This window comes from Enterococcus saccharolyticus subsp. saccharolyticus (assembly GCF_029023825.1).
Classification (GTDB): Bacteria; Bacillota; Bacilli; order Lactobacillales; family Enterococcaceae; genus Enterococcus_F; species Enterococcus_F saccharolyticus.
Genome location: NZ_CP118957.1, coordinates 1,759,765 through 1,772,309, shown reverse-complemented (window position 1 = coordinate 1,772,309; position 12,545 = coordinate 1,759,765). Strand labels below are relative to the sequence as shown.

Here is a 12,545-nt window from a genome sequence, read left to right as displayed (position 1 = left end):
AGTGAGGCGTTAATATGGTAGGTACAGTCAATCGTGTCGCTTTTGAATTGTTTGGCATCGCCATTTATTGGTATGCGATTATTATTATTTCTGGTGTAGTCATTGCTATGTGGTTAAGTTCACGTGAAGCCGTTCGTGCAGGATTACGTTCAGATGATGTGTCTGATTTTATGTTGGCGGCTTTGCCGTTGTCGTTTATTGGAGCGAGGTTATATTATGTTTTATTCAATATAGAACCTTATCTTCAAGACCCGATGCAAATTTTCAATATTCGTTCTGGTGGATTAGCAATTTATGGCGGATTAATTGCAGGTGGTATTTGGCTTTATTTTTATTGTCAACGCAACTTTATTTCGACGTGGACATTCTTAGATATTGCTGCACCTAGCGTGATTTTAGCACAAGGAATTGGTCGTTGGGGCAACTTTATGAATCATGAAGCTTTTGGTGGCGAAACGACACGAGCCTTTTTGGAAAAATTACATTTACCTGATTTTATCATCGACAATATGTACATTGATGATGCATACCGTCAACCAACTTTTTTATATGAATCAGTATGGAATGTTCTGGGTTTTCTTTTATTGATTTTCTTACGGAAAAAAACAGGTTTATTAAAACAAGGCGAAGTCTTTTTAAGTTATATTATTTGGTATAGTTTTGGTCGCATGTTTATTGAAGGGATGCGAACAGATAGTCTGTATTTATTTGGACCAATCCGTGTGTCACAATTGTTGTCATTTGTGTTATTTGTTGGTGGTTGGGCAGTCTTTATTTGGCGCCGTAAAAAAGTGAAAGATTTAAAAGATTACAACCGTTCTCGTGGTGATAATGAATACTTAATCTAAACGACAAATACATGGAAATATGATAGACTTTAGAGAGTGCAAAAGAAAATTTTGTTATAAATAGAGGAGGTTTCCATCGTGAAACAGAAAATTGCCGTCTTAGGCCCGGGTTCTTGGGGAACTGCTTTGGCTCAAGTGTTAGCTGAAAATGGCCATGATGTATCGATGTGGGGGCATAATCCAGCACAAATTGATGAAATTAACACGTATCATACAAACAGACATTACTTACCAAACATTAAAATCCCAGAAAGCATTGTTGGTTATAAAGAATTAAAAGCTGCAATTGCTGGTGTAGATGCTATTTTATTTGTCGTACCAACAAAAGCGATTCGTAGCGTAGCGCAAGAAGTAACCAAACATATTGCAGGCAATCCGTACATTATTCATGCGTCAAAAGGATTAGAGCAAGGGACGCATAAACGCATTTCAGAAGTGCTTACAGAAGAAATTCCAGAAGACAAACGCAAAGAGATTGTGGTATTATCTGGCCCTAGTCATGCTGAAGAAGTAGCAGTTCACGATATTACGACGATCACTGCTGCGAGTGAAGTCGAAGAAGCCGCGAAATATGTGCAAGACCTTTTTATGAATGATTATTTCCGTATTTATACGAATCATGATGTCATTGGTGTTGAAACAGGTGCCGCTTTAAAAAATATCATTGCCATTGGTGCAGGTGCTATCGCTGGTTTAGGCTTTGGTGATGACGCGAAAGCTGCGATTATGACACGTGGTTTAGCAGAAATTAGTCGCTTAGGAGTAGCGATGGGCGCAGACCCATTAACTTTTATTGGCTTAAGTGGTGTCGGTGACCTAATCGTTACTTGTACAAGTGTCCATTCACGTAACTGGCGGGCAGGTAATTTATTAGGAAAAGGCAAAAATTTAGATGAAGTCTTAGATAATATGGGTATGATTGTAGAGGGTGTGGCGACTACAAAAGCGGCCATGGAGTTGGCAGAAAGCTTGAATGTTGATATGCCAATCACGGCTACAATTTATAGCGTATTATACGAAGGAAAAGATATTCAACAAGCCGCAAGAGATATTATGTTACGAGATGGGAAAGTGGAAAATGAATTTTCACAAAAATAGTTGTATGGAGGAGAACACCGTAATGAGAGTAAAAAAAGCAGTTATTCCTGCAGCAGGTTTAGGAACGCGTTTCTTACCTGCAACAAAGGCGATGGCAAAGGAAATGTTACCAATCGTTGATAAACCAACGATTCAATTTATCGTGGAAGAAGCCTTGAAATCAGGGATTGAAGATATTTTGATTGTCACTGGAAAAGCTAAACGTCCAATTGAAGATCATTTTGATGCTAACTTAGAGTTAGAAATGAATTTAAAAGAAAAAGGCAAAGATGAATTATTAAAATTAGTGGAAGAAACGACTGATGTTAATTTGCATTTTATTCGCCAATCGCATCCAAGAGGTCTAGGACATGCGGTATTGCAAGCCAAAGCTTTTGTGGGAAATGAACCCTTTATCGTGATGTTAGGCGATGATTTGATGGAAGATACGGTGCCATTAAGCAAACAATTAATTGATGATTATGAGCGCACGCATGCGTCGACAATTGCGGTAATGGATGTTCCTCATGAAGAAACATCAAAATACGGCATTATCGATCCAGGTGATCAAGTGGAAGATGGTTTATATAACGTTAAAAACTTCGTGGAAAAACCATCGCCTGAAGAAGCACCAAGTGATTTAGCGATTATTGGTCGTTACTTACTTACACCTGAAATTTTTGATATTTTAGAAAATCAAACACCAGGCGCGGGTAATGAGATTCAGTTAACTGACGCAATTGATACGTTAAACCAAACACAACGCGTGTTTGCAAGAGAATTCAAAGGAAAACGTTATGATGTTGGCGATAAATTTGGTTTCTTGAAAACAAGTATTGAATATGGCTTGGTTCACCCAGAAGTCAAAGATAACTTAGAAGCATTTTTAATTGAAATTGGTCAAGAGTTAGCTGCTAAAAAACAACCGGTTGTTAAAGAAGTAGTGGAAGAAACAGTTGTAGAAGAAGACTAACAAAAATCAAAACCTCCAGTGTGAACTGGAGGTTTGTTCTTCGGCTGAAAGCCTCTTTTACCGGCCATAGCCTAAAAGGCTTCCTGAACGGTTTCCCACTTGCACCACTTTTACTCACTGATCCTTAAAGAATCTCTTTCACTTCTTCTTGTTTTTTTGTCCTGTAAACGGATCATACTCTTCAAACAATGTTAGCTGATCTGCTACATAATCTTCTTGTACTTGATTCCGAATGTATTCTTCGATCTGCTTCTTATTTCTTCCTACTGTATCCACGTAATACCCTCTACACCAAAATTTTCGGTTCCCATACCGATACTTCAAATTCGCATGTCTGTCAAAAATCATTAAGCTACTCTTGCCTTTTAAATAGCCTACAAAACCTGATACACTATATTTTGGTGGGATACTTACGAGTAAGTGGATATGATCTTTGCACGCATTTGCTTCGATGATCTCCACTCCTTTTCTTTCACATAATGTTCGGATGATCTCACCTATACTTTTCTTATACTTTCCATAAATCACTTGTCGTCTATATTTTGGTGCAAAAACAATGTGGTACTTACATTTCCATGTCGTGTGTGATAAACTTTCATTAGCCTTTTTCATAATAGGCACCTCCTAAATTGATGGATGTGGTGGTCGGGAAACCAATTTCATCTTATCATTTTTGGGAGGCTTTTTTAATACCTCGCTGGAAGCTCTTTGGAACCCCCGGCTTAGCCAGGGGTTTTCAATACACATAACAAGCCCCCTTTTTTCGAAGACAAGCGAAAAAAAGGGGTTTTTCTTTAAAAAAATTGTGTCAGTGATATCGCTTTTATTTGTATAATAAATTTTGAAATGATATGCTTATCAATGTAAGAACTAGAAAGTTTGAAGGGAGTTTTGTTATGACTGCTGGGGGAATTGCAGGATTGATTGCAGCTATTGCTTTTGCGGTACTTGTTTTATTCTTGGTTCGTGTCTTGATTAAAGTGGATAAAACGGTCTCATCTGTGCAAACAACTATTTCAGAAGCCAATAACACAATCAAAGTAGTGACTAGAGATGTAGATATTCTTTCGAGAGAAGTGGAAGGATTACTAGTCAAAAGTAATGAATTGCTACAAGATGTGAATCAAAAAGTAGCAACTATCGATCCATTATTTACAGCGGTGGCGGACTTAAGTACAAGCGTGTCAGAATTGAACTATTCTGGACGTAATCTTGTTTCACGTTTGGGAACTTTAGGACGTACAACAGCTCAAGCAACAATTGCTGGGAAAGTAGGACAAACAGCAATGAAATTTTTTAACAAAAACAAAGAAAACGCAGAATAATTGGAGGGAATCATATGAGTAAAAAAGGCGGATTTTTATTAGGTGCAGTGATTGGTGGTACTGCTGCGGCCGTAACAGCATTATTATTAGCTCCTGAATCAGGAAAAGCATTACGTGATAAATTAGGAAAACAAATTGATGATTTATTAGATGCTGCATCTGATTATACAGATATTGCGAAAGAAAAAGGCGAAGACCTAACAGATTTAGCGAAAGAAAAAGCGAGCGAATTTGGTCAACAAGCAGAAGATTTAGCCCAATCTTTAAAAGAAAAAGCAGTTGATTCATATGAAGATTTCCAAGATACTTCTTCAGATTTTGTTGACATCGTCCAAGATCAAACGAGCGAATTTGCAAATCGCTTCAAAAAAACAGCAGATGAGGTAGCTGACCAAGCTTCTGATGCTGCCGATGATATTATTATCGACGTGAAAGATACCGCAGAAGATGTTCAAGAAACAGTTGCTGAAGGTGTAGATGAAGCCAAAGACATCGTCATCGATGCGAAAGAAGAAGCTGCTGAAACTACAGAAATCGCCAAAGATGATTTTGAAGAAACAGTAGAAGAATTAAAAGAAAAAATTGAAGAAAATAATCCAGAAGCATAAAAAGCTGAATGGGCTGTGACATAAGTCAAAATGAGACAACCTTATCCGAACAAATTTTTTGTTCCTTAATTGTTCAGATGGTGTCCTATTGCATAGACTTATGGCACAGTCTTTTTTGAAGGAGAAACGATGAATATTCATAGAAGTCAAACATGTCGCAATTCACCGAAAAATCAATTTATTGAAGACTTTACAATCGCTTTAATACAAAATAATCTCTCAAAAGAGGTAGTCGCAGCGGATTGGCAACTCGTTATTGCAGGAGGAAAACAAATTCCCCAACAAATACAAGAAATGACTGTTATTGCTAGTATTAGTCATGGGAAATATGGTTCTTGTACCGGCAAATTGATGGTAGAAGATGAAGTTTATCATTTTTCTGTGCATTATGAATTTGTTTCGACGACTAAAACAATCGTGCAAAAAGCCAAGCTATTATTTGTTAAAGAAATCGGATGAGCATCGGCATAAAAAATAGCCCTGTGATATAGGTAAGCGAACTTGCCTTTTCTCACGGGGCTATTTTTTTGTCTCCATTTTAGTCGATGATACACAGTTCTTTTGGTGTTTTTGTTAAAGCTTCACAGCCGTCTTTTGTGACATAGACACAGTCTTCAATACGGACACCAACTTGGTCTGGCAAATAAATTCCTGGTTCAATCGAGAAGCACATACCTTCTTCAATAACTAAATCATTGCCTGCAACGAGCGATGGAAATTCATGAATTGAAGTGCCGATGCCGTGTCCTAAGCGATGATTAAAGGCATCACCATAGCCATAGTCGGTAATGATATCACGTGCAATTTTATCTAATTCACTGGCAGTAATTCCTGGTTTCACCGCTGCTTGAGCGGCTAATTGTGCTTCCAAGACAATTTTGTAAATTTTTTCTTGAAACGCGGTTGGTTCTTTGTAAGCAACGGTGCGTGTCGCATCACTACAATAACCTTTCCAAATCACCCCTAAATCAAATAACACAAGTTCGTTCGCTTTAACGGTTGTTTGATTAGGCGCACCATGTGGACTAGCGGCATGGGCACCCACTAAAACAGTCGTATCAAAGGACATGTGCGAAACGCCTTGACGTTTTAATTGGTAATCAATTTCAGCAGCAATTTCGGCTTCGGTTACGCCTTCTTTAATCGCAGCAAAGCCAACTTCAAATGCCACATCTGCCCAATTCCCCGCTTCAATTAATGTTTCAATTTCGGCTGTTGTTTTACGTAATTGCATTTGTTGGATCACAGTTGTTAAGTCATTTGAAAAATCTGTTGTTGGGAAATAACTAGCTAGTTGTTCAAAACGATCTAATGTAAACGCTGACTTTTCAATTGCCAGTTGTTGTGGTTTTCCATAACGAGTGGTTATTTCTTCAGCAATTACTTGCCATGGATTTTGCGTATCTAAATAACCAACCACATCGTAAGGCCAATTGCTTTGACGAGCGGTATCCGCTTCTAAAGCTGGCGTAAATAAAAAAGGATCTTGGTTTGGCGAGAAGAAGAGCGCCATTACACGTTCATGAGGGTCACTGGTAAAACCAGATAAATACGCAATTGAGTTCGGATTGGTGACGTAGGCGACATCAATTTTTTTAGCTTTCATCCATCGGGTTAATTCGTTCACTTTTTCTTGATTCATAGTGTGCCTTCTTTCTTTTACAATTATTTATTATTGTACCACTATTCTGCCAAAATGATGTCAGTAAAATTATTTTCATGAAAATGAAACTAAAACGGTTGCAAATGTGAAAGAAATTTGCTATTCTATCTAAGAAATGTAAGCAAGGTTTTCAGAAAATGAAAGTAGATAGGAGAAAAAACAATATGGAGAAACAAACGATTACTATTTATGATGTTGCTCGTGAAGCCAATGTATCAATGGCTACCGTCTCTCGTGTCGTTAACGGAAATCCCAATGTCAAACCAGCCACTCGTAAAAAGGTACTTGAAGTCATTGATCGTCTTGATTACCGTCCAAACGCAGTTGCTCGTGGATTAGCTAGCAAAAAAACAACTACAGTCGGTGTCATTATTCCGGATGTAAGTAACATGTTTTTTGCTTCTTTAGCACGTGGGATTGATGATGTGGCAACAATGTACAAATATAACATCATTTTGGCAAATTCAGACGGCGATAGTTTGAAAGAAGTGAATGTGTTGAATAATTTATTAGCGAAACAAGTGGATGGTGTCATTTTTATGGGACATCGTATTACTGATGAAGTTCGTGGTGAATTTTCACGCTCAAAAACACCTGTAGTCTTAGCTGGTTCAATTGATCCAGATGAACAAGTAGGTAGTGTAAATATTGATTATACAGCAGCCACAAAAGATGCGGTTAGCTTGTTAGCTAAAAACGGCAATGAGAAAATTGCTTTTGTAAGTGGGGCATTAATTGACCCGATTAATGGCCAAAACCGTTTAAATGGTTACAAAGAAGCGTTAAAAGAAAGCAATTTAGAATACAATGAAGGCTTAATCTTTGAAGCACCTTATTCATTCAAAGATGGTTTAGCAATTGTTGATCGTTTATTAAACAGCGGTGCGACAGCTGCATATGTAACGGATGATGAATTAGCGATTGGTATTTTAGATGGATTATACGATCGTGGCGTGAAAGTGCCAGAAGACTTCGAAATCTTAACAAGCAACAACTCATTATTAACAGATGTTTCTCGTCCAAGATTATCAAGTGTTAGTCAACCGTTATATGATATCGGTGCAGTTGCTATGCGTCTATTGACAAAAATGATGAATAAAGAAGAAGTGGAACAAAAAACGATTGTTTTACCTTATAATATCTTAGAAAAAGGTTCAACTAAATCAAACTAAACAAAAAATCTCGTAGACCATAACGGCCTACGAGATTTTTTTAACGTCTACGGGTATTGGTTTGTGCTTTTGGAATCGCTGATTTCCAATAATCAACATAATTTGAATCTGTACCACCAATTCCGAAACGGAAGCTGACTTTCGCTGGACCACCTTTAGCCCAATAAGAAGTCGTCGTGTTACTTGGAATGTTGAATGTTGTATTATTAACCGTCATCCGTCCACCAGGTTTAGCTCCTGTTAAGTCAGAAACTTTGTATTCTTTGACACTCTTATCTAGTTTGAATTCTTTATCGACACCAATCACATCTGGATTAACTTGATAAATCGCATTAGCTAGATACGCCATATATTGCGCCGTGCGTTGACCTGCATTTGAATCTGTTGGTTGACTATCATCACGTCCAGCCCAACTACTTAAGGTAATGCTTGGTGTTGAAACAACTAACCAAGAATCGACATATTCATCGGTTGTTCCTGTTTTACCAACCCAATCAGCATTTCCTAAATTCCAGCTGATATTGTTGACGTTTGATAGGAAGTTAGTTGTGACACCTTCTTCAACTACACTACGCATCATATCATTCATAATGGATGCAGTCGCTTTTGAATAGACTCGAACAGGATTTGCTTCATGTTGATAGTATTTGTTTCCTTGTGAATCAGTAATGGATTCAATCAAGTAACCTTCTTGATAAACACCACCGTTAGCTAACGTTTGGAAGCCGTTGGTTTGTTCTAATGTAGTAACTTCTGGTACTCCTAAAGGTGCGGATTCATATTCCCAAGATGGCAGATTTGGATAATTCATTTTCTTCAAATAATTATCGTAAACAGCCGAGGTTGAACCCATTTCGTCTAGTGTTTTTTGATAAATGTGATACGCAGGAATATTGTTTGAATGAATCAATGATTCGCGAATCGTTTGGAAGGTACTTGAACCAGAGTTGGTTGCATTGACAATTTTCTTTCCTTTATCCTCACCGGCTTTCCAGTTGGCTGGATAATCTGAGACGCGTGATTCACTACCCATTAGTCCTTGGTCGATTGCTGGTGCATAAACCAATACAGGTTTGATGGCTGACCCAGCTTGTCGTTTCGAACTAAAGGCGTGGTTGTATTGCGATTGCTCGTAATTACGTCCACCAACAAAGCCTAAGATTTTTCCAGTTGTATTTTCCATGAGGATATTTCCGACTTCAACAGAAGAATCACTGTCTAACATATACCCATAATTTGTCACAGCATCTTGCATTGCCTGATAGATATTTTTATCCACAGTTGAGTGAATGGTGTAACCACTATTGGCAATTTTAGATTGGGCACGATAGAGATAGTTTTGGTAGACATCTTCTTTCGCGAAATCTTCATCGCTGACTTTATCTTCTTGTGCGAGTTTTTTCGCTACAATTTTATAAGCATCATTCATGACAGCGTCGTACAAGAATTCATGACTTTCTTGATTGGCTGTTTCTTTTGGCTTAAAGTCAGCAATTAAATCGTACGCAACAGCTTCATCGTATTCTTTTTTCGAAATATCATGATTGCGATACATACTGAATAAGACAAAATCTTTTCGTTGCAAACCAGCGTCAAAGTTTTCTTTGAGTTCGCCTGTATTTGTGTATGGACTATAAACAATCGGGCTTTGTGGTAATCCGGCAATAAAAGCAGCTTGTGGTAAATTTAATTCACTCGCATTGACACCAAAGATTCCTTTGGCTGCTTCTTGGACACCGGCAATGTTTTGGCCTAAATTATTACGTCCAAAAGGTGAGACATTTAAATAAAGCGCGACAATTTCATCTTTTGAGTAGTTCTTTTCCACTTCCATTGCTAAAAGCATTTCGTTGGCTTTTCGCTTGAACGTTGTTTCATCAGTTAGAATTTGTTGTTTGACTAACTGTTGCGTTAACGTGGAACCACCACTACTACCAATACCTGTTACTTCTGAAATTAAGGCACGTAAGACAGCTTTGGGTACAATCCCTTTATGTTCATAGAAGTATTCATCTTCCGTTGCTACAACGGCTGTTTTTACCAAATCAGATATTTGATCTGCTGGCACGGTGGTACGCATCAAATCGGCACGAATTGTCGCAATCGTACTATTGTCCGCATACACCACTTTGGATGTCTCAGTAATATCACCTAAATCTTGCTGTAATTCAGTTTTCGTAGGAGCTTTGGTATCGCCAACGAGATAAGCAAAATAACCCATCCCAATTCCTAATCCTAATGAACCACCAAGAACAAGTAAGGAAACACCTACAAGAAGTAATGATTGTAGGACCCTTACGACAATATTAAAATAGAACCATCCAGAGGAACGTTTCAAACGTTTAATAAATTTTTTTGCTTTTTTTTCCAATTCGGACAAAATAGCCACCTCAATTTTTAATTTGATTCTGCTTGATTATAGCAAAAAAAGCTTCGATTGAATAGATTACCGAATCTTTAAGAGAAAAAACTAAGAAAAAAATAAAAGAAGTACCATTTATTTTTAGCTTACTTCTTTTCTTTGTCACGATTTTCAGTTAATATGAACAATGAGTATTTTATTGAGGAGGAACAATGATATGAGTTCAGGCTTTTTTCAAGAACTAAAAGATCGTGGCTTAGTGCATCAAGCAACAGACGAAACAGCATTAGAAAAACAATTAAATGAAGAGTCTGTTAAATTATATGTCGGGTTCGATCCAACTGCCGATAGTTTACATATCGGTCATTTATTACCAATTTTAATGTTACGTCGTTTCCAACAAAATGGACATGTGCCGATTGCCTTGGTTGGTGGGGGAACAGGAATGATTGGTGACCCATCATTTAAAGACCAAGAACGTCAATTAAATACGTTAGATACGGTTCAAAATTGGTCACAAAGTATTAAAAATCAATTATCTCGTTTTATTGATTTTTACAGTGAAGAAAATCCAGCGGTTATTGCGAACAACTATGACTGGTTAGGGTCTATTTCATTAATTGACTTTTTACGTGATGTGGGTAAAAACTTTACGATTAATTACATGATGAGTAAAGAAAGTGTGAAACGTCGAATTGAGACGGGTATTTCATACACTGAATTTGCTTACCAATTATTACAAGCCTACGATTTCTTAAAACTATACGAACAACATGGTTGTCTTTTACAATTAGGTGGAAGTGACCAATGGGGCAATATTACTTCTGGAATCGAATTATTACGTCGTGAAAAAGAAGTGCAAGGCTTTGGTTTAACGATGCCGTTGATTACTAAAGCAGATGGTACAAAATTTGGTAAAACAGAAGGAAATGCGGTTTGGTTAGATGCTGAAAAAACAACACCTTACGAATTTTATCAATTCTGGATTAATACTGACGATCGTGATGTCATTAAATTCTTAAAATATTTCACTTTCTTATCTTTAGATGAGATTGCTGCAATCGAAGAAGAATTCAAGCAAGCACCAGAAACACGTGCGGCACAAAAAGCATTGGCCAAAGAAGTGACAACGCTAGTTCATGGTGCAGAAGCTTACGAGCAAGCTGTTCGCATTTCACAAGCTTTATTTAGTGGAGAGATCAAAGGTTTGTCTGGCGAAGAAATCAAACAAGGATTCAAAGGTGTACCGACATACGAAGTCCAAGCCGATGATAACTTGAATTTAGTCGAATTATTAATCACAGCTAAAATTGAACCATCAAAACGTCAAGCACGTGAAGATATTCAAAATGGCGCAATCTACATTAATGGCGATCGCGTACAAGATTTAGAATATGAAATGGGCGATGCAGACAAAATTGATGGCCACTTTACCGTTGTGCGTCGAGGAAAGAAAAAATATTTCTTATTAAAATTCTAAACTAAATAGAAAATCAAAAGAGATTGTTTTTAACAGTCTCTTTTTTGTGGAGGGAACGAAATGGTTGCAATTATTGTTCAGGCACTTGGCTTATTTTTGATGATTTTTTTAGGTTTTGTATTAAAAAGGATTGGGCTCTTATCAAAAGCCGATGGTACGACATTATCGGTCATTATTGTCAACATCACCTTGCCTGCTGTGGTGATTGTGAATTTAGCAAAGGTATCTTTAAAAATTGATTTGGTAGTATTTATTCTGATTGGTTTTGTGTGGTCCATTCTCCAAATTGCCTTGGCCTGGCTATTGTCTCGTAAAGAATCAACGAAAAATCAGCAATTATTTATGTATTGTGCGTCAGGATTTAACATCGGAAATTTCACCTTGCCTTTTGTCCAAGGTTTTTTACCGTTAGGCGTGCCGTTTTTATCTATGTTTGATATGGGAAATAGTATTATGTTGTGTGGTGGGACGAATATTGTGGTCAACCGTCTCGTGGGGAATCAAACAACTTTTGAACCAAAAAAGATTGCTTTACAACTGTTACGCTCGATTCCTTTTACTTGTTATATGTTGATGTTGATTTTAAGGATTTTTACAATTAATTTACCAGAATCACTATTGACCATGCTTCATCCAGTAGCGTCAGCGAATGTCTTTTTATCAATGTTTATGATTGGATTGTACTTAGAGTTTCGTTTACCGAAAGGGGCGATGAGAGACGTTGTCAAATTATTGGCGATGCGATATGGTTTAGGATTTGCAGTGATTGCGGTTGTTTTCTTTTTACCGATTCCTCATTTATATAAAATAACCTTATCATTGTTAGCTTTAACACCGATTCCTTTGTTTGGTGTCATTAACTCTGTGTTAGCGGGTGTCAAAGAAGAAGTGGTTGGTTTTGCTTCATCGATTAGCTTTTTATTGAGTTTGCCACTAATGACGATTGTCGTTCTCTTATTAGGAATTAATGTTTAAGCGCGATTCTTGCAATCTGGAGACGAGTCCGCAATACTAGAAAAGAAGAAATTGAAGGAGGA

General features: G+C 37.4%; 12 protein-coding genes. 9 read left to right on the top strand and 3 right to left on the bottom strand.

What is annotated here, in order from left to right; genetic code table 11:
* The first annotated feature begins 14 nt into the window (after positions 1-14).
* From lgt to galU, 3 genes are all read left to right on the top strand, one after another.
* Positions 15-848 carry a prolipoprotein diacylglyceryl transferase gene (gene lgt / locus PYW32_RS09070; RefSeq protein WP_016174617.1) on the top strand — a complete coding sequence of 278 codons (834 nt, stop codon included), beginning with the start codon at positions 15-17 and terminating at the stop codon, positions 846-848.
* 78 nt (positions 849-926) lie between these two features.
* Positions 927-1,946, top strand: a complete 1,020-nt coding sequence (locus tag PYW32_RS09065) for an NAD(P)H-dependent glycerol-3-phosphate dehydrogenase (protein WP_016174618.1) — start codon at positions 927-929, stop codon at positions 1,944-1,946.
* A gap of 22 nt (positions 1,947-1,968) precedes the next feature.
* Entirely contained in the window at positions 1,969-2,898 is a 930-nt protein-coding gene (galU, locus tag PYW32_RS09060) for a UTP--glucose-1-phosphate uridylyltransferase GalU (protein ID WP_016174619.1), read from the top strand.
* 138 nt (positions 2,899-3,036) lie between these two features.
* Here the strand turns inward: galU and tnpA are convergent, their stop codons facing one another.
* Positions 3,037-3,510 (bottom strand): IS200/IS605 family transposase, encoded by a 474-nt coding sequence (gene tnpA, locus PYW32_RS09055; RefSeq protein WP_016174131.1) that lies wholly within the window; start codon positions 3,508-3,510, stop codon positions 3,037-3,039.
* Between the two features lie 284 nt (positions 3,511-3,794).
* On the opposite strand from tnpA, the gene PYW32_RS09050 reads away from it, so the two are divergent.
* The 3 genes from PYW32_RS09050 (at position 3,795) to PYW32_RS09040 (ending at position 5,290) form a co-directional block, all read left to right on the top strand.
* The gene (locus tag PYW32_RS09050) at positions 3,795-4,223 is read left to right on the top strand and encodes a DUF948 domain-containing protein (RefSeq protein ID WP_016174620.1); all 429 of its coding nucleotides are present in this window, start codon (positions 3,795-3,797) and stop codon (positions 4,221-4,223) included.
* Positions 4,224-4,237: 14 nt separating this feature from the next.
* Positions 4,238-4,831, top strand: coding sequence for a YtxH domain-containing protein (locus PYW32_RS09045; RefSeq protein ID WP_016174621.1), 594 nt, complete (start codon positions 4,238-4,240; stop codon positions 4,829-4,831).
* Between the two features lie 129 nt (positions 4,832-4,960).
* Positions 4,961-5,290, top strand: a complete 330-nt coding sequence (locus tag PYW32_RS09040) for a hypothetical protein (RefSeq protein WP_016174622.1) — start codon at positions 4,961-4,963, stop codon at positions 5,288-5,290.
* A gap of 79 nt (positions 5,291-5,369) precedes the next feature.
* Here the strand turns inward: PYW32_RS09040 and PYW32_RS09035 are convergent, their stop codons facing one another.
* The gene (locus tag PYW32_RS09035) at positions 5,370-6,473 is read right to left on the bottom strand and encodes a M24 family metallopeptidase (protein ID WP_016174623.1); all 1,104 of its coding nucleotides are present in this window, start codon (positions 6,471-6,473) and stop codon (positions 5,370-5,372) included.
* A gap of 185 nt (positions 6,474-6,658) precedes the next feature.
* On the opposite strand from PYW32_RS09035, the gene ccpA reads away from it, so the two are divergent.
* Complete coding sequence (gene ccpA / locus PYW32_RS09030; RefSeq protein ID WP_016174624.1) at positions 6,659-7,666, top strand: catabolite control protein A; 1,008 nt, start codon at positions 6,659-6,661, stop codon at positions 7,664-7,666.
* Positions 7,667-7,706: 40 nt separating this feature from the next.
* Here ccpA and PYW32_RS09025 read toward each other — a convergent pair whose 3' ends face one another.
* Positions 7,707-10,037: a transglycosylase domain-containing protein gene (locus PYW32_RS09025; RefSeq protein ID WP_420828462.1), complete on the bottom strand. Its 2,331-nt coding sequence runs from the start codon at positions 10,035-10,037 to the stop codon at positions 7,707-7,709.
* A gap of 208 nt (positions 10,038-10,245) precedes the next feature.
* On the opposite strand from PYW32_RS09025, the gene tyrS reads away from it, so the two are divergent.
* Both tyrS and PYW32_RS09015 read left to right on the top strand, forming a co-directional pair.
* Positions 10,246-11,508 (top strand): tyrosine--tRNA ligase, encoded by a 1,263-nt coding sequence (tyrS, locus tag PYW32_RS09020; protein WP_016174626.1) that lies wholly within the window; start codon positions 10,246-10,248, stop codon positions 11,506-11,508.
* A gap of 60 nt (positions 11,509-11,568) precedes the next feature.
* Positions 11,569-12,483, top strand: coding sequence for an AEC family transporter (locus PYW32_RS09015; protein ID WP_016174627.1), 915 nt, complete (start codon positions 11,569-11,571; stop codon positions 12,481-12,483).
* Positions 12,484-12,545 lie beyond the last annotated feature (62 nt).